28 protein-coding genes are annotated in these 22,808 nt (G+C 65.9%); 10 read left to right on the top strand and 18 right to left on the bottom strand.

The window, feature by feature from the left end:
* The first annotated feature begins 5 nt into the window (after positions 1 to 5).
* Entirely contained in the window at positions 6 to 1,157 is a 1,152-nt protein-coding gene (locus tag ACNH6H_RS16270) for a trypsin-like peptidase domain-containing protein (protein WP_418319115.1), read from the top strand.
* Positions 1,158 to 1,206: 49 nt separating this feature from the next.
* Here ACNH6H_RS16270 and tatC read toward each other — a convergent pair whose 3' ends face one another.
* The 17 genes from tatC to dusB form a co-directional block, all read right to left on the bottom strand.
* A complete protein-coding gene (gene tatC / locus ACNH6H_RS16265) occupies positions 1,207 to 1,998 on the bottom strand; it encodes a twin-arginine translocase subunit TatC (RefSeq protein ID WP_418319113.1) in 792 nt (263 codons plus the stop codon).
* Positions 1,999 to 2,034: 36 nt separating this feature from the next.
* On the bottom strand, positions 2,035 to 2,523 hold the full coding sequence (gene tatB, locus ACNH6H_RS16260) for a Sec-independent protein translocase protein TatB (RefSeq protein WP_418319111.1): 489 nt from the start codon (positions 2,521 to 2,523) through the stop codon (positions 2,035 to 2,037).
* A 60-nt stretch (positions 2,524 to 2,583) separates the two neighbouring features.
* A complete protein-coding gene (tatA, locus tag ACNH6H_RS16255) occupies positions 2,584 to 2,823 on the bottom strand; it encodes a Sec-independent protein translocase subunit TatA (RefSeq protein ID WP_418319110.1) in 240 nt (79 codons plus the stop codon).
* A 94-nt stretch (positions 2,824 to 2,917) separates the two neighbouring features.
* Positions 2,918 to 3,268: a histidine triad nucleotide-binding protein gene (locus ACNH6H_RS16250; protein WP_418319108.1), complete on the bottom strand. Its 351-nt coding sequence runs from the start codon at positions 3,266 to 3,268 to the stop codon at positions 2,918 to 2,920.
* Positions 3,269 to 3,297: 29 nt separating this feature from the next.
* Positions 3,298 to 3,675, bottom strand: a complete 378-nt coding sequence (locus ACNH6H_RS16245; RefSeq protein WP_418319106.1) for a DUF4870 family protein — start codon at positions 3,673 to 3,675, stop codon at positions 3,298 to 3,300.
* Positions 3,672 to 4,037, bottom strand: coding sequence for a phosphoribosyl-ATP diphosphatase (locus ACNH6H_RS16240; protein WP_418319105.1), 366 nt, complete (start codon positions 4,035 to 4,037; stop codon positions 3,672 to 3,674). Before ACNH6H_RS16240 ends, ACNH6H_RS16245 begins: the two co-directional genes overlap by 4 nt.
* A gap of 4 nt (positions 4,038 to 4,041) precedes the next feature.
* Positions 4,042 to 4,428: a phosphoribosyl-AMP cyclohydrolase gene (hisI, locus tag ACNH6H_RS16235; protein WP_418319103.1), complete on the bottom strand. Its 387-nt coding sequence runs from the start codon at positions 4,426 to 4,428 to the stop codon at positions 4,042 to 4,044.
* A gap of 13 nt (positions 4,429 to 4,441) precedes the next feature.
* Positions 4,442 to 4,891 carry a (deoxy)nucleoside triphosphate pyrophosphohydrolase gene (locus tag ACNH6H_RS16230; protein ID WP_418319102.1) on the bottom strand — a complete coding sequence of 150 codons (450 nt, stop codon included), beginning with the start codon at positions 4,889 to 4,891 and terminating at the stop codon, positions 4,442 to 4,444.
* Positions 4,888 to 5,754: an ATP-binding protein gene (locus ACNH6H_RS16225; RefSeq protein ID WP_418319101.1), complete on the bottom strand. Its 867-nt coding sequence runs from the start codon at positions 5,752 to 5,754 to the stop codon at positions 4,888 to 4,890. Before ACNH6H_RS16225 ends, ACNH6H_RS16230 begins: the two co-directional genes overlap by 4 nt.
* A gap of 36 nt (positions 5,755 to 5,790) precedes the next feature.
* Entirely contained in the window at positions 5,791 to 6,522 is a 732-nt protein-coding gene (pdeM, locus tag ACNH6H_RS16220) for a ligase-associated DNA damage response endonuclease PdeM (protein ID WP_418319100.1), read from the bottom strand.
* A complete protein-coding gene (slmA, locus tag ACNH6H_RS16215; RefSeq protein ID WP_418319099.1) occupies positions 6,503 to 7,195 on the bottom strand; it encodes a nucleoid occlusion factor SlmA in 693 nt (230 codons plus the stop codon). Before slmA ends, pdeM begins: the two co-directional genes overlap by 20 nt.
* A complete protein-coding gene (locus tag ACNH6H_RS16210; RefSeq protein WP_418319098.1) occupies positions 7,195 to 7,911 on the bottom strand; it encodes a pyrimidine 5'-nucleotidase in 717 nt (238 codons plus the stop codon). The genes slmA and ACNH6H_RS16210 overlap by 1 nt, the downstream gene beginning before the upstream one ends.
* Before the next feature lie 32 nt (positions 7,912 to 7,943).
* Positions 7,944 to 8,864, bottom strand: a complete 921-nt coding sequence (argB, locus tag ACNH6H_RS16205) for an acetylglutamate kinase (RefSeq protein ID WP_418319097.1) — start codon at positions 8,862 to 8,864, stop codon at positions 7,944 to 7,946.
* A 122-nt stretch (positions 8,865 to 8,986) separates the two neighbouring features.
* Positions 8,987 to 9,535 carry a crossover junction endodeoxyribonuclease RuvC gene (gene ruvC, locus ACNH6H_RS16200; protein ID WP_418321360.1) on the bottom strand — a complete coding sequence of 183 codons (549 nt, stop codon included), beginning with the start codon at positions 9,533 to 9,535 and terminating at the stop codon, positions 8,987 to 8,989.
* Positions 9,536 to 9,543: 8 nt separating this feature from the next.
* Positions 9,544 to 11,136 (bottom strand): bifunctional phosphoribosylaminoimidazolecarboxamide formyltransferase/IMP cyclohydrolase, encoded by a 1,593-nt coding sequence (purH, locus tag ACNH6H_RS16195; RefSeq protein WP_418319095.1) that lies wholly within the window; start codon positions 11,134 to 11,136, stop codon positions 9,544 to 9,546.
* 80 nt (positions 11,137 to 11,216) lie between these two features.
* Positions 11,217 to 11,456 carry a Fis family transcriptional regulator gene (locus ACNH6H_RS16190; protein WP_418319094.1) on the bottom strand — a complete coding sequence of 80 codons (240 nt, stop codon included), beginning with the start codon at positions 11,454 to 11,456 and terminating at the stop codon, positions 11,217 to 11,219.
* Between the two features lie 70 nt (positions 11,457 to 11,526).
* On the bottom strand, positions 11,527 to 12,573 hold the full coding sequence (dusB, locus tag ACNH6H_RS16185; protein WP_418321359.1) for a tRNA dihydrouridine synthase DusB: 1,047 nt from the start codon (positions 12,571 to 12,573) through the stop codon (positions 11,527 to 11,529).
* Between the two features lie 143 nt (positions 12,574 to 12,716).
* Here dusB and ACNH6H_RS16180 point away from each other — a divergent pair, with 143 nt between their 5' ends.
* Positions 12,717 to 13,208 carry a YqaA family protein gene (locus ACNH6H_RS16180; protein WP_418319092.1) on the top strand — a complete coding sequence of 164 codons (492 nt, stop codon included), beginning with the start codon at positions 12,717 to 12,719 and terminating at the stop codon, positions 13,206 to 13,208.
* 37 nt (positions 13,209 to 13,245) lie between these two features.
* On the opposite strand, the gene ACNH6H_RS16175 is transcribed toward ACNH6H_RS16180, so the two are convergent.
* Positions 13,246 to 13,812: a phasin family protein gene (locus ACNH6H_RS16175; RefSeq protein WP_418319091.1), complete on the bottom strand. Its 567-nt coding sequence runs from the start codon at positions 13,810 to 13,812 to the stop codon at positions 13,246 to 13,248.
* Between the two features lie 244 nt (positions 13,813 to 14,056).
* Between ACNH6H_RS16175 and ACNH6H_RS16170 the strand changes: the two genes are divergently transcribed.
* The 8 genes from ACNH6H_RS16170 (at position 14,057) to accB (ending at position 22,787) form a co-directional block, all read left to right on the top strand.
* Complete coding sequence (locus tag ACNH6H_RS16170) at positions 14,057 to 16,063, top strand: SDR family oxidoreductase (protein WP_418319089.1); 2,007 nt, start codon at positions 14,057 to 14,059, stop codon at positions 16,061 to 16,063.
* A 111-nt stretch (positions 16,064 to 16,174) separates the two neighbouring features.
* Positions 16,175 to 18,253 carry a ribonuclease catalytic domain-containing protein gene (locus ACNH6H_RS16165; protein WP_418319087.1) on the top strand — a complete coding sequence of 693 codons (2,079 nt, stop codon included), beginning with the start codon at positions 16,175 to 16,177 and terminating at the stop codon, positions 18,251 to 18,253.
* Positions 18,254 to 18,337: 84 nt separating this feature from the next.
* Positions 18,338 to 19,141 (top strand): energy transducer TonB, encoded by an 804-nt coding sequence (locus tag ACNH6H_RS16160; protein WP_418321357.1) that lies wholly within the window; start codon positions 18,338 to 18,340, stop codon positions 19,139 to 19,141.
* Complete coding sequence (aroE, locus tag ACNH6H_RS16155; protein ID WP_418319086.1) at positions 19,138 to 20,028, top strand: shikimate dehydrogenase; 891 nt, start codon at positions 19,138 to 19,140, stop codon at positions 20,026 to 20,028. The genes ACNH6H_RS16160 and aroE overlap by 4 nt, the downstream gene beginning before the upstream one ends.
* 20 nt (positions 20,029 to 20,048) lie before the next feature.
* Positions 20,049 to 20,825 carry a transglycosylase domain-containing protein gene (locus ACNH6H_RS16150; protein ID WP_418321355.1) on the top strand — a complete coding sequence of 259 codons (777 nt, stop codon included), beginning with the start codon at positions 20,049 to 20,051 and terminating at the stop codon, positions 20,823 to 20,825.
* A gap of 50 nt (positions 20,826 to 20,875) precedes the next feature.
* A complete protein-coding gene (locus tag ACNH6H_RS16145) occupies positions 20,876 to 21,475 on the top strand; it encodes a hypothetical protein (RefSeq protein ID WP_418319085.1) in 600 nt (199 codons plus the stop codon).
* Complete coding sequence (locus ACNH6H_RS16140; RefSeq protein WP_418319084.1) at positions 21,475 to 22,023, top strand: TlpA family protein disulfide reductase; 549 nt, start codon at positions 21,475 to 21,477, stop codon at positions 22,021 to 22,023. Before ACNH6H_RS16145 ends, ACNH6H_RS16140 begins: the two co-directional genes overlap by 1 nt.
* A 305-nt stretch (positions 22,024 to 22,328) precedes the next feature.
* On the top strand, positions 22,329 to 22,787 hold the full coding sequence (accB, locus tag ACNH6H_RS16135; RefSeq protein WP_418319083.1) for an acetyl-CoA carboxylase biotin carboxyl carrier protein: 459 nt from the start codon (positions 22,329 to 22,331) through the stop codon (positions 22,785 to 22,787).
* Positions 22,788 to 22,808 lie beyond the last annotated feature (21 nt).

Genomic DNA, 22,808 nt, shown 5'->3' with positions numbered 1-22,808 from the left:
TGTACATGCGCAAGACCTGGCTGATCTTTTCCCAAGCAGTAACCGTCAGCCTGGCCGTGCTGTTCGTGCTGGCAACCTTGAAACCCGACTGGCTCGGCCGTGACGGCAGTGCCGGCGCGCCGGAAGTCGTTTCGGTGATGACCGCGCCGAAGGTGGACGGCAAGCGCGCCGCGGTGATCGGCAGCTACAGCGCCGCCGCGAAACTGGCGACACCGGCAGTCGTCAGCATCACCGCGAGCAAGGCGAACCGGGGCATGCAGAGCAACGACCCCTGGTTCAATTTCTTCTTCGGCGAGCAGGGCCGGCAACAGGCGCAGATCGGACTCGGTTCGGGCGTGATCGTGTCACCGGAAGGTTATCTGCTGACCAACAACCACGTGATCGACGCCGCCGACGACATCGAGGTTGCGCTCAGCGATGGCCGCCGCGCGACCGCGAAGCTGGTCGGCAGCGACCCCGAGACCGATGTCGCGGTGCTGAAGATCGACCTCGACCGGCTGCCTGTGATCGCCTTCGGCGACGCCGATTCGCTTGAAGTCGGTGACGTCGTGCTGGCGATCGGCAACCCGTTCGGCGTCGGCCAGACCGTCACCGCCGGCATCGTCAGCGCGCTCGGTCGCACCCAGCTCGGCATCAATACCTTCGAGAATTTCATCCAGACCGATGCGGCGATCAATCCCGGCAACTCCGGCGGCGCGCTGGTCGACGCAACCGGCAACCTGATGGGCATCAATACCGCGATCTATTCGCGCAGTGGCGGCAGCCTCGGCATCGGCTTCGCGATCCCTGCGACCACCGCCCGCCAGGTGATGGAGGGGCTGATCAAGGACGGCGTCATCACACGCGGCTGGATCGGTGTCGAGCCACGCGACCTGACGCCGGAGATTGCCGAGACCTTCAACCTGCCGATCAAGGAAGGCGTGCTGATCACCGGCGTACTGCAGAACGGTCCGGCCGGCGATGGCGGCATCCGCCCAGGTGACGTCGTCACCCATGTCGAGAAGACGCCGGTGAAAAATACCTCTCAGCTGCTGACGTCGGTGGCGGCGCTGAAGCCGATGGAGAAGGCCGTGATTTCGGTGCAGCGCGGCAGCAAGTCGCTCGACGTCACCGTCGTCGTCGCGCAACGACCGCGGGCGCCGCTGGCACGGCGCTGAAGCGGGCCCGGGCTGCTGCCGAGGAGAGCGCCGGCAGCCGGCGCCACGATCAGCGCGCGGCGGCTTCCTCGTCGTCGTCGGGTTTCGCGGTGTGCTTGATGAAGAACTGCGCCGCCCAGATGCCGGCCTCGTAGAGCAGGATCATCGGGATCGCCAGCGCCAGCTGCGAAATCACGTCGGGCGGCGTGATGATCGCCGCGATGATGAACGCGAGCACGATGAAATAGCTGCGGAAATCGCGCAGCTTCTGGATATCGACCATGCCGACGCGGGCCAGCACGACAACGACGATCGGCACTTCGAAGGCAGCGCCGAAGGCAATGAACATCGTCAATACGAAGCTCAGATAGGCCTCGATGTCAGGCGCGGCGGTGATGCTTTTCGGCGCAAAACTCTGGATGAAGGCGAAGACCTGGCCAAAGACGAAGAAATAACAGAACGCGATGCCGATGAAGAACAGCAGCGTGCTCGAGATCACCAGCGGGAAGACGAGCTTCTTTTCGTGCGTATAAAGGCCGGGCGCGACAAACGCCCAGACCTGGTAGAGAACCACCGGCAATGCCATCAGGAATGCCGCCATCAGCGTGATCTTCAGCGGCACGACAAACGGCGAGATCACGTTGGTCGCAATCAGCGTCGCACCGGCCGGCAGCTGCGCAACCAGCGGCGCGGCCAGCAGGTCGTACAGCCCGCTCGGCCCCGGCCACAACGCGAGCGCGCCGAAGCAGATGCCGATCGCGATCGAGGCCCGGATCAGCCGATCGCGGAGTTCGATCAGATGCGAGACGAAGGGCTGCTCGCTGCCCTCGAGTTCATCAGGGCGTGGATCGTTGGCGCTCATCGCTTGGTCAGGCTGTCCGGCAGGGCTGCGGCACGATCAACCCCGCACCTGAGGGGGCCGGAACCGCGCCACGCGGGCTGCACCGGACTGCGCCTTGACGCGGACCCCGTTGCGCTGCTTGTACCACTGCGGCGTTGCGCCGCGTTTGAGTCGCCAGTTCTTCTTCGGATGCCGGTATTGCGGCATCGGCCGCAGATCGACATCCGAGTGGGAGCCCGACGCGGCACTGTCGTCGACATTCAGCTCATTCCAGGCGCGGTCGAGATCGGCGCTGGTCTGATGGATCTCGTTGTTGACACTGCGCTCGACGTTGCGGGCCGCATCCTCGAACTCGCCCTTCATCTTCTTCAGTTCTTCGAGTTCGATCGAGCGGTTCACTTCGGCCTTGACGTCAGAGACATAACGCTGCGCCTTGCCGATCAGATGGCCGACGGTACGGGCCACGCGCGGCAAGCGCTCAGGGCCGATTACGACCAGCGCAACAGCGCCGATCAGTGCGATCTTGTCAAAACCGAAATCGATCATTCTGCAAGCTGCGGGCCGGGGTGGCCCGAACGGGAAAAGCGCAAATCAGCCAGCAGCGTCTTACACCTTGGTTTTAGATTCGACGTCAACCGTATTGGCGTCTTCACGCTTTTGCGTCGTCACCTTAGGCGCCGTGGGATCGGTTTCGCTGGCTGTCGTGCCGCCATCGCGCACGCCGTCCTTGAAGCCCTTGACGGCTCCGCCGAGGTCCGATCCGATGTTCTTGAGTTTCTTCGTGCCGAAAACCAGCACCACGATCAGCAAAACGATCAACCAGTGCCAGACACTGAATGTACCCATGACTTTCTCCTGTCACTACCAGCATGGATTCTAGGCGACCGCAGGGACACCCTGATGTCACCACGGACGATTTCCCAGGGCCGCCAGGGCCTCGCTAACCCTTGGCCCACGGCCTGGGGCCGCCAATCACATGCAAATGCAGATGCGGCACTTCCTGCCGCCCGTCTTCGCCGGTATTGACGAAGGTCCTGAAACCGTTGACGACACCTTGTTCCAGCGCCAGTTTCGGCGCCAGCGACAGCATCTTGCCGAGCAACCCGGCGTGCTGCTCCGGCGTCGTGTCGTAGAGCGACGCGATGTGCTGCTTCGGGATCAGCAGGAAATGGACCGGCGCCCACGGCGCGATATCGTGAAAACCGAGCAGTTCGTCGTCTTCATAGACCTTGCGGCTCGGTATCTTGCCGGCAACGATCTTGCAGAAGATGCAATCGGGGTCGTGGCTCATGACGTGGTCTGGTTTGGCGATAAACCCGTTCAATCAGGCATCGGCGCGTTGTTGCTGAGATTGATCCAGCCGCGGATCACGCGGTAGAGGAACCAGATCGAGATCAGTCCCCAGGCAATCCAGCCCGGAATGAAGAACAGCAGCCACAGCGGTGCGGTGACGATGTAGAGGCCGCCGGCCCACAAGACGCTGCGGATGCGCCAGCGGAAGTGCGACTCCTGCCAGCTGCCCACCGCATCGTCCTTCTTGACCAGGTCGATCAGGAAGGCGACGACGAGCAACGCGACACTGGCCTGGATGCCCGGCAGCACCGCGCCGATCGCCACCACCGTGTGCAGCAGGTAGCTGACATGTCCGACCGCCTTCAACGAGCGCATGCGGTCGTCGAACTGCACCATCTCGTTCATGTTCCGCTCTCCTCGCGCTGCTGCCGCTGGCGGGCGGCAAACTCCTCGAGACCGGAGAGCCCTTCGCGGCGCTGCAGTTCGTCCAGCACATCGGCCGGTTTCAATCCATAGGCCTCGAGTGCGAGCAGGCAGTGGAACCACAGATCGGCCATCTCATGGACGATCTTCTGCGCGTCGCCGTCCTTCGCGGCCATCACCGTCTCGGTCGCCTCTTCGCCGATCTTTTTCAGGATCGCATCGTTGCCTTTGTGAAACAGGCGCGCGACATAGCTGCGCTCCGGGTCTCCGGTGCGCCGCTGTGCGACCACTTCGGCGAGCCGCGCGAGGACGTCCTGCGCGGCAATTCGGGAATCGAGGTTCATAAGCTCATTTGTAGATCGTCGCGGGGTCTTTCAAGACCGGATCGACCGATTTCCACTCGCCGTCCTCGAGCCGGCGGAAAAAGCAGCTGTGCCGGCCGGTATGGCAGGCAATCGGCGGCGCGCCGGCCTGGGTCACCGTCAACAGCAGCACATCCTCGTCGCAATCGACGCGGATCTCGTGCACCGTCTGCACATGGCCTGATTCCTCGCCCTTGTGCCACAACCGCTGCCGCGAACGGCTCCAGTAGACGGCCTCGCCGCGCTCGACGGTCGCCCGCAGCGCGTCGCGGTTCATGAAGGCAAACATCAGGATGTCGCCGCTGCCGCGCTCCTGTGCGATGACGGGCACCAGCCCATCGGCGTCCCAGCGGATTTCGTCGAGCCAAGCCATGGCGGCAGTGTAATCAGGTCCGATGCGTCGGGCCTGCAAACCCACGTTCGGCGGCGAACCATTGCAGCACCGGGATCGTGCCCGGCAGCACCGGCACCACCTCCACCGGCAATTGCTGCCAGGCCATCGCCTGCCGCTCGAGCATCTGGAACTCGCCGCGCCAGTCGTAGACCTTGCAGAAATGCAGCCGCACCAGCGCATGCGGATAGTCGACGACCTCGATCCGCCACGGGTGCACGGGGCCGATCTCGATCCCGAGTTCCTCGAGCAGTTCGCGGCGCAGTGCCTGCTCGACCGACTCATCCGCCTCCAGCTTGCCGCCCGGAAACTCCCAATGCCCCGCGTAGACCTTGCCTGCCGGCCGCGAGGTCAGCAGAAAGCGCCCTTCCTGCCCGGTCGGCGACCGCTCGATCAGCACACCGACCGCGACGTCGACCGGCGTTCGTGCCTCAGCTGTCGTCACGTCAGGTGCCTGCCGGCATAGTCTTTCGCAAACTGGAATGCAACCCGGCCGGAGCGGGAGCCGCGCTCGAGCGCCCAGACCAGGCTTTCCTGTCGCGCCTGCGCAATCGCCTCCTCGGAGACGCCGAAGCCGCGCAGCCACTGCGCCATGATCGCGAGGTATTCGCCCTGGGTGAACGGGTAGAAGCTGATCCACAGGCCGAAACGCTCGGACAGCGAGATCTTTTCCTCGATCACCTCGCCCGGATGGACTTCGCCGTCCTCGGTGTGCTGGTAGCTCAGGTTTTCCTTCATGTACTCGGGAAGCAGGTGGCGCCGGTTGCTGGTCGCATAAACCAGCACGTTGTCACCGGCCTGCGATACCGATCCGTCGAGGATGGATTTCAGCGCCTTGTAGCCGGCCTCGCCTTCGTCGAAGCTCAGGTCGTCGCAGAAGACGATGAAGCGTTCCGGCCGGCTCGATACCAGATCGACGATATCGGGAAGATCGACCAGGTCGGCCTTGTCGACCTCGATCAGGCGCAAGCCGCGCTCGGCAAATTCGTTCAGGCAGGCCTTGATCAGCGAACTCTTGCCGGTGCCGCGGGCGCCGGTCAGCAGCACGTTGTTGGCCGCATGGCCGTCGACGAACTGCGCGGTGTTGCGGACCAGCCGTTCCTTCTGCGCATCGACTTCGCTGAGCTCGTCGAGACGGATCGTCGCGACCGAGCGCACCGGCTCGAGGCGGCAGACGCCGTTGCGCTTGCGGTAGCGGAAGGCCGTCGATGCCGACCAGTCAGGCTCGGTCAGTGCCTGCGGCAGCACCGATTCGAGCCGGGTGATCAGCGCCTCGGCGCGAAAGATGAGGTGTTCGAGTGTCGACATGCGGCCCGATTATCGCGACCGGCGCGCGGCACCGGTTTACAGCGCCAGCACGGCGTCGTCGGTGACGGCGAAGACGCGGTCGCCGGTGTCGCGCCGCATCACATGCATGCCGGTAAAGCTGCCGAATGCCGGCAGCACGCCGACATCCCCGCTGAAGTGGAAACACGGCAGGCGCAGCCGGTCGTGCGCCCGTCCGCCGGTCAGGCGCACCGCCGGATGCAGATGGCCGGCCAGAACCTGGCAACCCGGCAGCGCTCGCGGATGGTGGCAAAGCGCGAGCTGCTGCACACCCGCCGCGTCGGCATCGGCCGGGACGATCCACGGTTCGTCGACACAGGCGATGTTGCAGTCGGCAACCGGATCGCCGGCGCGGTCATCGTGGTTGCCGCGCACCAGCGTCATCTCGATGTCGCGATGTTCGTCGCGCCAGCGTTGCAGCGTGGCCCGCGTCGGCGCCGCATGGGCATCGGCCGAATGCAGCAGGTCGCCGAGAAAAACCAGCGAGGTCGCGCGCTGTTGCCGCAGCAGATCGCCGAGCCGGCTCAAGGTATCGGCAGAGGTGCCATGGGGTACCGGCAGGCCGGCGCGTCGGAAGGCCATCGCCTTGCCGATGTGCACATCGGCCACCAGCAGCATCCGCCGCTCGGCCAGCCAGGCGGCCTTGCCGGGCAGCAGGCTCAGACGATGGCCGCCCCAGACCAGTTCGGGTGCAGCGGACCGGCCACGGGTGCGATCCGCATCGGCCCGCTCAGAGCGTGCCGTCTGCACGCGCACTCGCCAGCAACTGCAAGCTGGCTTCGAGGTGTTCGGTCGGCAGCCGCTTGAAACCGGAGCGGGCAAAACGCTGCAGGCGTCCGAGCGCAAACGAGGTCAGCACCGAGGCCCGGATCTGCGCGTCGAGCGCCGACCCCGGCAAGCCGTCCGGCGAATCGGCCGAACGCAGGCAGGCCTTCAGCTGCGATTCGATGCGATCGAAAAACATCGCCATCCGCTGGATCAGCCGCTGGTGCTCGAAGACCAGCGCATCGCCGACCATCACCCGCACCATGCCCGGATTGCGTTCACCGAACTGCAGCACGACGGCGACGATGCGACAGGCGCGCAAGCGGGCATTGCCTTCGCGTTCGCCGATCTGGTTGGTCAGCGTGAAGACGCTCTGCTCGATGAAATCGATCAGCCCTTCGAACATCTGCGCCTTGCTCGCAAAGTGCCGGTACAGCGCAGCCTCGCTCAGTTCGAGCCGGGCTGCCAGCGCAGCGGTGGTGATGCGTTCGGCACCCGGTTGCTCGAGCATCGTTGCCAGCGCCTGCAGGATCTGCAGCCGCCGCTCGCCCGGTTTCAGCCGCCGGCGCCCGCCGCCGGTGCTGCCCTGCGCGGCCGGCGCGAGCGCCGCGCCATCCTCGGCCGGCAATCCGGTGTCGGCATCGGGATGGGCGTTCATCATGCAGATCGGGCAAATGAATGCAGGCGTCGAATCCGCTTGATTCTGGCACAGACATATGCGGGCTTGCGGCCGGCCAGCACCTGCCGCCCCGGGTTGCTCGGCAGCCCCAGATAGGCCTGCATCCACACGGTGCGCATGCCGATCCGGCGTGCCGCCTTCTGGTGCGACAGCGTATCTTCGACCAGCACGCAGCGGGCAGCCGGTTGTTTCAGCCGGGCCAGCAAACGGCGCAGCATCCGGCGATCCGGTTTTGGCCGGTGCTGACCGAACATCACCATGTCCTCGATCGTGATCACGCCGTTGAAACAGCGGGCCAGGCCGAGTGTGCGAAGCACGCGATCGGCATAGGCACGTGGCCCGTTGGTGACGATGTATTTCTGGCCGGGCAGCCGGTCGAGCGCGGCCCGGTCGGCCGCATGGCAACGCAGGCGTTGCTCGAGACCAGGCAGCCGATGGGTCTGCTCGAGAAAATCGGCCGCCTTGACACCGTGATGCCGCACCAGGCCGAGCAAGGTTGCCCCGTAGCGCTGCCAGTAATGCTGGCGCAGCGCCGTCGCGTCGGCAGCCGGCATGTCGAGTTGCAAGGCGATGAACTCCGCCATCGCATCGCTGGTATGGGCAAACGATGCGTGCGACGCGTCGTGCAGGGTATTGTCGAGGTCGAACAACCAGGTCAGCGGCCGCCGCACACCGGTAATGCGCTCGCGATTCATCGTCGGCGTGCGGCGCCGCGCGGCTGCACCTCTCAATGCGAGCGGATCATCGTGCCATAGGCCTGGTCGGTCAGCACCTCGAGCAGCATCGAATGCGGCACCCGGCCATCGATGATGTGCACGGTGTTGACGCCGTTTTTTGCCGCTTCGAGAGCCGACGCGATCTTCGGCAACATGCCGCCGCTGATCGTCCCGTCGGCGAACAGGTCGTCGATCTCGCGCGCAGTCAGGTTGGTCAGCAGCGCACCGTTCTTGTCCAGCACGCCTGGGATATTGGTCAGCAGCATCAGCTTCTCGGCCTTCAGCACCTCGGCGAGCTTGCCGGCGACGACGTCGGCATTGATGTTGTAGTTCTCGTTGTTGGCACCGAAGCCGAGCGGCGAGATGACCGGGATGAACTGGTCGTCCTGCAGCGCCCGCACGACGCTCGGGTCGATCGACTCGATCTCGCCGACCGAGCCGACATCGTGCTCCTTGCTCGGGTCCTTCAGGTCGAGCATGCGCAGCTTGCGGGCGCGGATCAGGCCGCCGTCGCGGCCGGTCAGGCCGACCGCCTTGCCACCGGCGACATTGATCAATCCGACGATGTCCTGCTGCACCTGGCCGGCGAGCACCCACTCGACGACTTCCATCGTCTCGTCGTCGGTCACGCGCATGCCCTGGATGAAGGTGCCCTTCTTGCCGATCTTCGCCAGCGCCTCCTCGATCTGCGGGCCGCCGCCGTGCACGACGACCGGGTTCATGCCGACCAGCTTCAGCAGCACCACGTCCTCGGCGAAATCCTGCTGCAGTTCCGGGTCGGTCATCGCATTGCCGCCGTACTTGATGACGATGGTCTTGCCGTGGAATTTGCGGATATACGGCAAGGCCTGGGCGAGGATCTCGGCCTTGTCGCGCGGGGAGATTTTGGCCAGCGACGACTCGGGGGCATCACCGGCGTGTTCAATGGTCATGTTCGGGCACCTGTTGGATGGGTGGAATTAACGCGTCGACGGCCGCGGGCGCCGCAGGCTGCAATAAGCAAATTGTAGGCACCGCTCGTTTCGCGCGACTGCGAACGGCCGATGACACGGCCTCAATAGGTGCGGCCGCCCTTGAACTGGGCATGCGAGCGCCGGCTCAACGGCGCCGCCTTGGCGATTGCTGCGAACGACGAACCGGCGTGCGCATGGCAGATCGCGAGGCCGAGCGCATCGGCCGCATCCTTGCCCGGCAGGCCCGGCAGGCGCAGCAGGCGCATCACCATCTCCTGGATCTGCTCCTTGCGGGCGTGGCCATGGCCGACGATCGCCTTTTTCATCTGCAGCGCGGTGTATTCGGAGACCTCGAGCTGGCCGGCAACCAGCGCGGTGATCGCCGCGCCGCGCGCCTGTCCGAGCAGCAGCGTCGACTGCGGATTGACATTGACGAAGACGATCTCGACCGCCGCGCAACTCGGCTGGTATCGCGCCTTCAGTTCCGAGACACCGTCGAAGATCAGCTTCAGCCGTGCCGGCAACTGGCCGATCTCGACCGCAGCGGTGCGGATCGTGCCGCTCGCGACATAGTGCAGCTGCGCACCTTCGGCATCGATGACGCCGAAACCGGTCGTCACCAGTCCGGGGTCGATGCCGAGGATGCGCATGGGCGTGCTCAATGGCGGAAGTGCCGCACGCCGCTGAAGACCATCACGATGCCGCGTTCGTTTGCCGCAGCGATCACTTCGGCATCGCGCATCGAGCCACCGGGCTGGATCACCGCCGTCGCACCGGCATCGCAGACGACGTCGAGGCCATCGCGGAACGGGAAGAAGGCGTCGCTCGCGACCACCGAACCGGCCAGCGTCAGGCCGGCGTTGTCGGCCTTGATGCCGGCGATTCGCGCCGAATCGATGCGGCTCATCTGGCCGGCGCCGACGCCGAGCGTCCGACCGTCGCCGCAGAAGACGATTGCATTGCTCTTCACATATTTGGCGACCTTCCATGCAAACATCAGGTCGGCAAGCTGGCCCGGCGTCGGCGCGCGCTCGGTGACGACCTTCAGCTCGTTGCTGCGCAGCACGTGGTTGTCGGCCGACTGGATCAGCAGCCCGGAGCCGATCCGCTTGACGTCGTGCGCGTTGCGGCCCTGCTCCCAGGCGCTGGGCGCGTCCGGACGGACCGCATCGACGGCGATCTGCAGAACCCGGGTATTCGGCTTGCCGGCAAAAACGGCCAGTGCATCGTCACTGAAGGCCGGCGCGATCAGCACCTCGACAAACTGCTTTGCCACAGCCTGCGCTGCAGCGCCGTCCACCGGACAGTTGAACGCGATGATGCCGCCGAATGCCGAGGTCGGATCGGTCGAGAAGGCCTTTGCATAAGCGCCGGCGGCATCGACGCCGAGGGCAACACCGCAGGGATTGGCATGCTTGACGATCACGCAGGCCGGGCCGTCGGTGCGCAGATCGAAACTGCGCACGCATTCCCAGGCCGCGTCGGCGTCGGCGATGTTGTTGTACGACAGCTCCTTGCCCTGCAGCTGCCGTGCCGTCACCAGCGAGCCTGGCGCCGGATGGAGGTCGCGGTAGAAAGCCGCCCGCTGGTGTGGATTTTCGCCATAACGCAGGTCCTGCAGCTTGACGAAGCGGCCATTGCTCTGGGCCGGAAACTCGCTGCGGCTGCCGTCGGCCTGCAATGCGGACAGGTAGTCGCTGATCGCGGCGTCGTAGTTCGCGATCCGGTTGAAGGCGGCGATCGACAGCGCAAACTTCGTCGCATCGCTGATCGATCCGGCCTGCCGCAGTTCGTCGAGCACGCCGGCGTATTGCGCGGCATCGGTCAGCACCGCCACATCCTTCCAGTTCTTTGCCGCTGAACGCACCATCGCCGGCCCGCCGATATCGATGTTCTCGATTGCATCGTCGAGCGTGCAGCCCGGTTTGGCAACCGTCGACTCGAATGGGTAGAGGTTGACGACGAGGATGTCGATCGTCGGGATGTCGTGTTCGGCCAGCGCGGCCATGTGCGCCGGCAGGTCGCGCCGGGCCAGCAGGCCGCCGTGGATGCGCGGATGCAGCGTCTTCACGCGGCCATCGAGCATTTCCGGAAAACCGGTGTGGTCGGCGACCTCGACAACCGGCAGACCGTCGTCGGCCAGCAGGCGTGCGGTACCGCCGGTCGACAACAGTCCGATGCCCAGGCCGTGCAGCGCGCGCGCCAGTTCGAGAACACCGGTCTTGTCGGAAACGGAAATCAGGGCTTGCATCGGGAATTCTCTTGGTTCGAGACGGTGCGGCCGGCTGCCTGCGACATTCTGTGCGCGCTGACGGCGGCCGGGCGCAAGCCTCAGGTGATCAGTTTGTGCGCCAGCAGCTTGCGGCGCAGCGTATTGCGGTTGATGCCCAGCCATTCGGCGGCGCGGCTCTGGTTGCCTTCGGCATGGCTCATCACGACGTCGAGCAGCGGCTTCTCGACGACATTGAGGATCATGTCGTACATCGCGGCCGGCTCGACGCCGCCGAGGTCCTTGAAATAGGCCTCGAGGTTGTCGCGGATGCAGTCCTCGATCTGATGCTTGCTGCTCACCGGCGCACCCCCGCGCGGCCAGATGGCCCATGCGCCGGCACACTGGCGCCGCGCCCGACGTGCTGCGCGTTCATGCGAGCAGCGGCAGGCAATCGCCGCCGGAGGCATCGTTGGCGGCGGGCGCCGGCCAACGTTCGAAGCGCGACGCCAACCGGTCGCACCACGCCTCGAGCAGCCGCATCTGTTCTGCGCTGCTTTCGAGTGCATTCATCTCGGCACGGAAATCGATACCGCCAGGCAGATCACGCACCGCCCAGCCAATGTGTTTGCGCGCGGTGCGCACGCCGGCATATTCGCCATACAGGCCGTAATGGTCGGCCAGATGCTCGAGCAGCCAGCGCTTGGCCTGCTCGACGGTCGGCGGCGGCAGCAGTTCGCCGGTCTCCAGATAGTGGGCCACTTCGCCGAAGATCCACGGACGGCCCTGCGCGGCGCGTCCGATCATCACCGCATCGGCGCCGGTCGCCTCGAGCACTGCCGCCGCCTTCTGCGGGCTGTCGATGTCGCCGTTGGCGACCACCGGTATGCGCAGCGCGGCCTTCACCGCGGCGACGCTGGCATGTTCGGCCTGGCCGCCATAACCCTGTTCGCGGGTCCGGCCGTGGATCGCGATCAATGCAATGCCGGCCGCCTCGGCGGCCAGCGACAGGCGCAGCGCATTGCGCTGGTCGTGGCGCCAACCGGTGCGCATCTTCAGCGTCACCGGCACGCCGCGCGCAGCACAGACGTCGACGACGGCATCGATGATGCGCACCGCCAGCGGCTCGTTCTGCATCAGCGCCGAGCCGGCCCAGGCATTGCAGACCTTTTTCGCCGGGCAACCCATGTTGATGTCGATGATCTGCGCACCGCGGTCGATGTTGTAGACCGCGGCCTCGGCCATCATCGCCGGCTCGGTGCCGGCGATCTGCACCGCGATCGGCGCCACCTCGCCGTCATGGTTGGCGCGCCGGCTGGTCTTCAGCGTATGCCAGAGATCGCGTCGGGAGGTCACCATCTCGCTGACCGCATGGCCGGCACCGAGCCGTTTGCACAACTGGCGGAACGGGCGATCGGTGACCCCTGCCATCGGGGCCACGAACAGTCGGTTGGCCAGCGTGATGGGGCCGATGCGCAAGGAAGCCATGAGGCTGGGACGGGCCGGCCGGGAAACCGCCGGGCTGCTCAAAAAGGAGGCAGAAGTATAGCGGCAGCCCGGCGCTGCCGCCGCCAATCCGGACAGCCGCGTGCGGTTCGGCGCGCAGCCGATAATCGCCGCCCATGACTGCCTGGTTCGAAGCCCAGATGATGGCCTTGCTGGCGGCGCTGGCGCTTCCGAAATACGGGCTCAGCACCGTCTTCGTCGTCTCGTTCGTCTCTGCCACCTTGTTGCCGCTCGGCTCCGAGCCGGCAGTCTTCGGCCTGGTCAAGCTGAACCCGTCGCTGTTCTGGCCTGCGATGCTGGTCGCGACACTCGGCAATTCGCTGGGCGGGGCGGTCAGCTGGTGGATGGGCCGCGGTGCCGAAAAGGCGTACGAACATTTCCATCATGGGCCGGCGCATGTGAAGGCACTCGACTGGCTGCAACGCTTCGGACCGAAGACCTGCCTGTTGTCGTGGCTGCCGATCGTCGGCGATCCGCTGTGCGCGGTCGCCGGCTGGCTGAACATGCCGTTCTGGCGCTGCCTCGGCTACATGGCGATCGGCAAGTTCGCCCGCTACCTGACGATGACGACAGCGCTGCTCTGGGTCTTTCCCGGCAACATCGGCTGATACGCCGCCGCCACCGGGGCGGCGCCAACGAGAACGGTCAGGCCCCGCTCGCCGCCGCGGATTTCTTTGCCGCCGTGCGCCGTTTGGCCGGCGTCTTGCGAGCAGCGCTCGCCTTCTTCGCCGGCGTGACGCTTGCCTTCGGCGAACGACCTGCCTTCGACGTGGCGCCACCGGTCTTGGCGAGGCGGGCGACCTCGGCACTCAGCGCATCGATCCGTTGCTGCAGTGCCGCCATGTCCTTCGCCGACGGCACACCGAGCCGCTTCATCGAACGCGCGACACGCTCCTCGAAAATCGTCTCGAGCTTGTCCCAGTGCTGGCCGGCCTTGGCGCCGACGTCGCCCGCCATGTTGGTCATGCGATTCGTCACCTCGCCGAACTTCTCCTCCGCTGCGGCCTGCGTCTTGCGCTGCAGATTGACGCCGTCCTTGACCAGCGCGTCGAAGACCTTGCCGCCTTCCTCCTGCGCCTTCGAGAACGCACCCATGCCGGCCAGCCAGATCTGCTGCGCCGACTCCTTCACCGAACTGGCCAGCGCACGGTCGAACAAGGTGTTGCTTGCGCCGGCTTGCTTGTCTGCCATCTGCTTCAGTTTCTTGACCATGGTGTTGCCCGTTGCATGAGGTTGAGAAATTCTTCGAGCGCGCGACCGCCGCTGCGCGCGAAGCAAGGCCGACTATAGGAGTCCGCCGCCGTCGTGTCACCGTCGCGGCTAGTGAGTCGGCTCTATCGGTGGCAACATGCAACGGCGCAGCAGCGCGGGCCCGGGGAAACGTGCAGCCAGCTGTATCGAGGTCTGGTCAAGAATGATGACCGATACCCGGACATTCGAACAACGGAGACTGACCATGCAATATTTCGTCACTGGTGCGACCGGTTTTATCGGCAAGCGACTCGTCAGGAAACTGCTCGACCGGCGCGGCAGCACGGTGTTTTTTCTGCTGCGGCGTGAAAGCGAAGGCAAGCTCGACGAGCTGCTCGACTACTGGCAGCTCAGTGGCGCGGCGCGCAAGCGCGCGGTCCCGGTCTACGGCGACCTGAAGGCGAAAAAGCTCGGCGTTGCGGCCGATGCACTGAAATCGCTGAAAGGGCAGATCGACCACCTGTACCACCTGGCGGCGATCTACGACCTCGGCGCCGACGAAGCCAGCCAGATCGAGGTCAACGTCGAAGGCACGCGCAATGCCGTCGAGTTCGCGAAGGCGATCGATGCCGGCCACCTGCACCACGTCAGCTCGATCGCCGCCGCCGGCCTGTACGAAGGCGTCTTCCGCGAGGACATGTTCGAGGAGGCCGAAGGGCTCGACCATCCGTATTTCCTGACCAAGCACGAAAGCGAGAAGATCGTTCGTGTCGAATCGAAGGTGCCGTGGACGGTTTATCGGCCGGCCCTCGTCGTTGGCGACTCGCAGACCGGCGAGATGGACAAGATCGACGGCCCCTACTATTTCTTCAAGCTGATCCAGCGGATGCGGCAGATCCTGCCGCCGTGGATGCCGAGCATCGGCCTCGAAGGCGGGCGCATCAACATCGTGCCGGTCGACTATGTGGTCGCCGCGCTCGACCACATCAGCCACAGCAAGGCAGCGCTGGAGAAGAACTGCTTCCACCTCGTCGACCCCGAGGGCTACCGGGTCGGCGACGTGCTCGACATCTTCAGCAAGGCGGCACATGCGCCGAAGATGAACATCTTCGTCAACGCCGCGCTGCTCGGCTTCATCCCGAAAAGCGTCAAGAAAGGCATGATGGCGCTGGCGCCGGTGCGCCGGGTGCGCCAGGCGGTGATGAAGGACCTCGGCCTGCCCGAGGACATCTTCACCTTCATCAATTACCCGACCCGCTTCGACAGCCGCGATGCCGAGGCGGCGCTGAAAGGCAGCGGCATCAGCTGCCCGAACCTGCGCGACTACGCGTGGACGATCTGGGACTACTGGGAGCGCCATCTCGACCCGGCGCTGGCGATCGACCGCACGCTGCGCGGCACCGTCGGCGGCAAGGTGGTGCTGGTCACCGGCGGTTCGTCGGGCATCGGCCTGGCTGCGGCGATCAAGTTTGCCGAAGCCGGCGCGATCACGCTGATCTGCGCCCGCGACGAGACAAAACTGGTGGCGGCGAAGGACGAGATCCTGCAGGCGGCCGGCGCCGATGCCATCGTCGACACCTTCTCGTGCGACATCGCCGAAGAGGCCGGATCGGCGGCGCTGATGGCGTGGATCGCCGAAAAATACGGCGGCGTCGATTTCCTGATCAACAACGCCGGCCGCTCGATCCGGCGCGCGATCGAATCGAGCTACGACCGCTTCCACGATTTCGAGCGGACGATGCAGCTGAACTATTTCGGCTGCCTGCGCGTGACGATGGGGCTGCTGCCCGGAATGGTCGCGAAACGGCGCGGCCACATCGTCAATATCAGCTCGATCGGCGTATTGACCAATGCGCCGCGCTTTTCCGCCTATGTCGCGAGCAAGGCGGCGCTGGATGCCTGGACCCGCTGCGCATCGAGCGAATTTGCCGATCAGGGCATCACCTTCACGACGATCAACATGCCACTGGTGCGCACGCCGATGATCGCGCCGACCGCGATCTACAAGAACGTGCCGACGCTGGCGCCGGAAGAGGCCGCCGACATGATTGCCGAGGCCTGCGTCTACAAGCCGGTGCGCGTCGCGACGCGGCTCGGCATCTCCGGCGAGTTGCTGCATGCGCTGCTGCCGCGGATCGCGCAGATCGTGATGAACACGACCTTCCGGATGTTCCCGGACAGCTCGGCCGCGAAGGGCGACAAGAGCGCGAAGGCGGCGCTTTCGCCGGAGGCGATCGCGATGCAGCAGATGATGCGCGGCATCCACTTCTGATCGCGCTGCGGCGCGGGCGCCTGCACCGCGCCGCCCGTCCGCGCCCGCAGCCGCCGCCGGGCGCGCCGCGGCCGGGTCGATGCAGACCGGCGGAGCGGCGACAATCCCGTCATGTATGCATTGTTTGAAGACGGCGGCAAATTTCTCGCCGGGCGGGTATTGTCCGAGGCCGACACCTCGGCCCAGGTCGAACTCGACTCCGGCAAGCGGGTCAAGGTGAAGGCGGCCAACATGCTGCTCAAGTTCGAGCAGCCGCAGCCTGCCGAGCTGGTCGCCGAGGCACAGCAGAAATCGGCAGAAATCGAGCTCGATCTGGCCTGGGAATTTGCGCCGGACGAGGATTTCAGCTTCTCCGAACTGGCGCGCGACTATTTCAGCGACAACGCCGATACCGCCACCCAGGCGGCGATGTTGTTCAAGCTGTTCGAGGCGCCGCACTATTTCCGCCGCCTCGGCAAGGGTTTGTTCAAGAAGGCGCCCGAGGAAACCGTCAAGGCGGCACTGCTCGGCATCGAGCGCAAGAAGCAGCTTGCCGCACAAATCGATGCCTGGGCGGCGGAGCTGGCCGCGGGCGTCTGCCCTGACCCGATTCGCGAGCAGCTCTACAAGATCCTGTTCCGACCGGACAAGAACGCCGCCGAATACAAGGCAGTGGTCGCTGCATCGAAGCTGTCGCACCGCGCGCCGCTCGACCTGCTGACCTCCGCCGGCGCGATCGATTCGCCTTACCAGTTCCACTGGAAACGTTTCCTGTTCGAGAACTTTCCCCAGGGAACGGGCTTTCCCGACGCGACGCCGCCGGAGATCAGGGAGGAGTTGCCGCTGGCCGAGGTCGACGCCTTCTCGATCGACGATTCGGCGACCACCGAGATCGACGATGCGCTGTCGGTACGCGGCCTGGGCAGCGGCACGGTGGTCTGTGGCATCCACATCGCCGCGCCCGGCCTTGCCTTCCAGCCCGATTCGCCGCTCGACCGGATTGCCCGCGACCGGCTGTCGACGGTGTATATGCCGGGGCACAAGCTGACGATGCTGCCCGACGATGTCGTGCAGGCCTATACGCTGCTCGCCGGCCGCGAATGCCCGGCGGTATCGCTGTACGTGACGATCGATGAGCAGACGCTGGAGATCCGCGCCAGCGAGACCCGTCTCGAACGGGTCCGGATTGCCGCCAACCTGCGCCACGACCAGCTCGATGCGGTGATCACCGAGGCCAGCCTGTGCGGTGATGCGGCTGCCGACTATGCGTTTGCCGACGAGCTGGCGTTCGTCTTCCGGCTGGCCCGCCATCTGAAGGCGGCGCGCGAGGTGATCCGCGGCAAACCGGAAACCTTCAACCGGCCCGACTACAACTTCCGCCTCGAAGGCAAGCAGGGCAGCGAGCCGGCCGGTGACGAAACGGTCGTGATCAGCCAGCGCCAGCGGGGCTCGCCGCTCGACCTGATCGTCGCCGAGGCGATGATCCTCGCCAACAGCACCTGGGGGCGCTGGCTCGCCGACTGCGGCGTGCCCGGCATCTACCGCAGCCAGGCCAGCCTGGCACCGGGCATCAAGGTGCGCATGGGCATCAAGCCGGCGCCGCATGCCGGCATGGGCGTGAGCCAATACACCTGGGCCACCTCGCCGCTGCGCCGCTATGTCGACCTCGTCAACCAGTGGCAGATCATCGCCTGCGCGCGTCACGGCATGACCGCGGCGCTGGCCGCACCGTTCAAGCCGCGTGATGCGGGCCTGTTCTCGATCATTTCGGCCTTCGACGCCGCCTACGTGGCCTACAACGGCTTCCAGGCCGCGATCGAGCGTTACTGGACGCTGAAATATCTGGCGCAGAACGGCATCGAGGAATTCGACGCCGCGGTGATGAAGGACGGGCTGGTTCGCGCCGAGCGGCTGCCGCTGGTATTCCGTGCGCTCGGTGCCGAAAGCCTGCCGCGCGGCGCATTGGTCAAGGTGCGGGTGGCCAGCCACGATCTGCTGACGCTCGATCTGCATGCGCAGGTCGTTTCGCGCATCGACGATGCGGCAGCCACGCTCGCGCCAGAGCTGGCGAACGACGATGCCGACGAGGGCGGCGCCGACGGCGAAGGTGCAAGCCCGGCGGTCGAACCGCTGGCGCTGGCGATCGACGTGCAGGACGATGGCGATGGGCAGGCAACGCGCAGCGACGATGCGCCGGCGCCTGCGCGTTGACGGCTGCCGCGGTCGGGCGGAAGGATCGTGATCAACTGGAAGAAGCCGACGACGCTGCAGGCCGCCCTGCTGGTGTCGGTCGCCATGCACGCGGCGGTGGTCGGCGTGCGTTTTGTCGACCCGGTGTCGGTGCAGCGCGCGTTCGACGATTCGCCGCTCGAGGTCATCCTCGTCAATTCGCGTTCGGCACTGCCGCCAACGGTCGCCCAGGCGATTGCGCAGGCCAATCTGGATGGTGGCGGCAATGCCGCCAGCGGCCGCAGCAGCTCGCCGCTGCCGGCCTCCACGCTGGTCGAGTTCGGTGACTCCGACGAAGATACGCAACGCAGGATCGAGCAGTTGCAGCAAGCCCAGGAGCAACTGCTGGCGGTGGTCAAGCGCGAACTGGCGCAGATGCCGCTGCCCGATCCGCAACGCGACCAGGGCAAGCCGCAGGATGCCGCGGAACAGGAGAGGCGCCGCCAGTTGCTCGAATTGCTGGCCGAAATCGAACGCCGCATCCAGGAAGACAATGCCAGCCCGCGCCGGCGCTATGTCAGCCCGGCGACCCGCGAAGCGGTCTACGCCCAGTATTACGATCACCTGCGGCGCAAGATCGAGGACCGCGGAACCCGCAATTTCCCGGTCCACGACGGCAAAAAGCTGTACGGCGACCTGACGATGAACGTCACCGTCAATGCGCGTGGTCAGGTCGTCGATACCGCGGTCGTTCGCTCGTCGGGGTCGCCGATCCTCGACCGTTATGCGGTGGCGATCGTCAATGCGGCAGCCCCTCTCGGCGAATTTACCGCCGAGATGCGACGCAAGGCCGATGAACTGGTGATCACTTCCCGTTTCCGATTCACCCGCGACGAATCCCTGCAGACGACTCTCAGCGCGAAGCCATGATGTCCACCACCGAGGGCCCCACCGACCGCTATGCGGTTGCCGGCAATCCTGTCGCCCACAGCCAGTCGCCGTTCATCCACGCCACTTTTGCGCAGGCAACCGGGCAGCGGCTGCACTACGACCGCCTGTTCTGTCCGCTCGACGATTTTGCCGCGACGCTGCGCGGCTTCGCGGCGTCGACGGCCAGCGCCGATGGCTTGAACGGGCCGGCGCGCGGCTGCAACGTCACCGTGCCGTTCAAGTTCCAGGCCAATGATCTGGCAACGCGGCGCAGCGACCGGGCGGCGCTGGCGCTGGCGGCCAATACGCTGCGTTTCGACCCCGATGGCTGGTATGCCGACAATACCGACGGGGTCGGCCTGGTGCGCGACATCGAAGCGAATGCCGGTGTCGAAATGCGCGGCCGGCGGGTGTTGCTGCTCGGCGCCGGCGGCGGCGCCGCCGGCGCGCTCGGCGCACTGCTGCAGGCCGGACCGAGCCTGCTGCGCATCGTCAACCGCACGCCCGCCAATGCGCAGCAGCTGGCGCAGCGGCATCAGCCGCTCGCGCTGGCCCACGAGGTCGAACTGCAGGCCGCCGGTCTCGACGACGCCGGCAGTGGTTTCGATGTCGTGATCAATGCGACGACCAGCAGCCTGCAGCAGGCGGCCGTGCCGCTGCCGGCGGCAGTGTTGCGCCCGCGCGGCCTTGCGTTCGACATGATGTACGGCGCGCCGGCCCAGGGTTTCCTGCAATGGGCCGCGGAACACGACGCGGTCGGCCGTGACGGGCTGGGCATGCTGGTCGAGCAGGCGGCCGAGGCGTTCACGGTCTGGCGCGGCGTGCGCCCGGCCACCGCCGAGGTGCTGCAGCTGTTGCGCCGGCGGCTGCAGTCGGCAACGGCGTGAGCAAGTCGCGCTCCCCGGCGATGGCGGCGTTCGGGCGGCTCGTCGTGCTGCTTCTGATTGCGGCGGTCGGGCTGCAACTCTATTTTCTGTGCCGCATCGCATTGATGACGGTGGTCGACCCGCAGTCGACGACCTTCCAACGTTCGGAGGCCTGGCGGCTGCTGGTGCAGACGCAGCGCCTGCCATGGCGCCAGCAGTGGGTCGCCAGCGAGCGGATCTCGAACCAGCTGAAACGCGCGGTCATCGCGAGCGAAGATGCCGGTTTTGTCGAACACAGTGGCGTCGAGTGGGATGCGCTTGAAAAAGCCTGGGAACGCAACCAGCTTGCACAGGCCCGCGCCGACAGGCAAAACGAGCGGCTCGAGCGGCAGGCGGCGAACGCCAAGTCCGCTGCAGCACCGGCCACCGCGCCCCGCAAGGTGGCGCCAAAGGTCGTCGGTGGATCGACGATCACCCAGCAGCTGGCAAAAAACCTGTTTCTGAGCCCGGAGCGCAGCTTCGTCCGCAAGGGCCAGGAGTTCGCGATCACCTTCATGCTCGAATCGGTTCTCGGCAAGCGCCGCATCCTCGAGATCTACCTGAACAACGTCGAATGGGGCGAAGGTCTGTTCGGCGCCGAAGCTGCCGCGCAGCACTATTTCCGGGTGCCCGCGGCACAGCTCGGCGGATTGCAGGCGGCGCGGCTGGCGGTGATGCTGCCGGCGCCGAAGCGCTTCGAGAAGCGCGTGAACTCGCCATATATGAATGCGCGCGCGTCGACGATCGCCGCCCGGATGGGTGCGGTCGAGCTGCCGTGAGCGCGGTTGCCGCGGCGGTTGCGGCCCGGGCAGCTGCCTACAATTGATCGATGACTTCACGACTGTCCGCGGAGATCGCCGCCGCCGCCGCACGACTGGTGGTCGAAGAAGGTCTGGAATATGGCCAGGCGAAACGGCGCGCGGCGCGCGACCTCGGTGCGGGCGACGGCCGCAAGCTCGATCTGCCGAGCAACGACGAACTCGAGGAAGAGGTCCGCTCGTACATCGAACTGTTCTGCGCCGACAGCCAGCCCCAGGAGCTGCGGGCGCTGCGCGAGCTGGCGCTGACGTGGATGGAGCGGCTGGCGGAATTTCGCCCGCACCTGACCGGCGCGGTCTGGCGCGGCACCGCAACGCGACTCAGCGATATCCATCTGCAGCTGTTTTGCGACGACGCCAAATCGGCCGAGCTGGCGCTGATCGACCGCGGCGTCAACTACCACGTCGGCGCTATGAACGGGCCGCGCAACGAGAAGATCGACGTCTTGAGCATCCCAGCCAAATGCCCGTCGCTCGGCGACACCGTCACGGTGCATCTGAGCATCCTCGATCACGATGACATGCGCGGCGCGCTGAAGGCCGATGGCCAGGGGCGCAGTCCGCGCGGCGGCATCGCCGCGTTGCGCGGCCTGCTCGAGGGCGAGTCTTGATGGCCTCAGACGACGGCCAGCGCCAAGCCCGGCGCCGCTGGCTCGGCATCGGCGTCGCGGCAATCGCCGGCGCCGCCGGCGCGGGCCTCGCGCTGTGGCGGCAACGCGACTCGGCCGACGAAGCGGGCGTTGCCGCTGCCGCCGAGGCGTTCTGGCGGCTGTCGTTCGAGCAACCCGACCAGAACCGGCTGGAGACCGCGTCGCTGCGCGGCCAACCGCTGCTGCTCAATTTCTGGGCCACCTGGTGCGCGCCCTGCATCAAGGAAATGCCGTTGCTCGACACCTTTGCGCGGGAGTCCGGCTGGCAGGTGCTCGGGTTGGCAATCGACCAGGCAGCGCCGGTACGCGAATTTCTGCAACGCGTGCCGGTCGGTTTTCCGATCGCGCTCGCCGGCGCCGAAGGGCTGGCGCTGACGCGCGCGTTCGGCAATGGCGGTGGACTGCTGCCGTACAGCGTCGTATTCGACCGCTCCGGTGCGGTTGCCGATCGCCACCTCGGCGCGGTCGACGAGGCCATGCTGGCCGATTGGCGCCGCCGCATTTCCTGACCCGCTTGTCAAGCGTGTGTGTGCACGGAATTGCTGGCAACTGCGCGCAAAGCGCATAAACTTCGCTCCTTTGCAATCGGTCGCTCGCGCTGTTGCGGCTTTTGCGCGATCGGATAAAGCCAGGCCGATGTCTATCTGCAGCGCGTCATCGATCTCTCGATGTGCCTGCAGCATGATCAAGGACATGATGAATCGCGACAAGACGACGCAGGATCTCGACAATTGACCGCAAGATGCAGTCTTGCGGCGGCAGCTGTGCCGATCGATCGCTTCCAACCACCCTTACCCCTGCTGGAGATCTCCTGATGGACCTTCGCAAGCTGAAGACACTGATCGATCTGGTGTCGGATTCCAATATCTCAGAACTCGAGATCACCGAAGCCGACGGCAAGGTCCGCATCGTCAAGTCGGAGCCCGCTGCAGCGGTCGCGCCGACAGCCGCGGCGGCGCCGGTCACCGTGGCGCCGGTGCCGGCACCGATGCCGCAGGCCGCGCCGACGCCGGCAACGCCGGAGCAACCTGAAGTCACCGTTCACGCGGTCAAGTCGCCGATGGTCGGCACCTTCTACCGCTCGTCGAGCCCGGGCGGCAAGCCGATCGTCGAAGTCGGCGCTACGGTCAAGGAAGGCGAGCCGATCTGCATCATCGAGGCGATGAAGATCATGAACGAGATCGAGGCCGACAAGTCGGGCACGGTCACCCGCATCCTGTGCGAAAACGGCCAACCGGTCGAATTCGGCCAGCCGTTGTTCCACATCGAATGAGCGGCGTGCGCACATTCCTGC

Origin of the sequence: Pseudideonella sakaiensis (genome assembly GCF_048320135.1) — a bacterium.
GTDB classification, from domain to species: Bacteria; Pseudomonadota; Gammaproteobacteria; order Burkholderiales; family Burkholderiaceae_C; genus Ideonella_A; species Ideonella_A sakaiensis_A.
The sequence above is the reverse complement of the archived record's forward strand: the minus strand, read 5'-3'. Positions and strand labels throughout refer to the sequence as shown.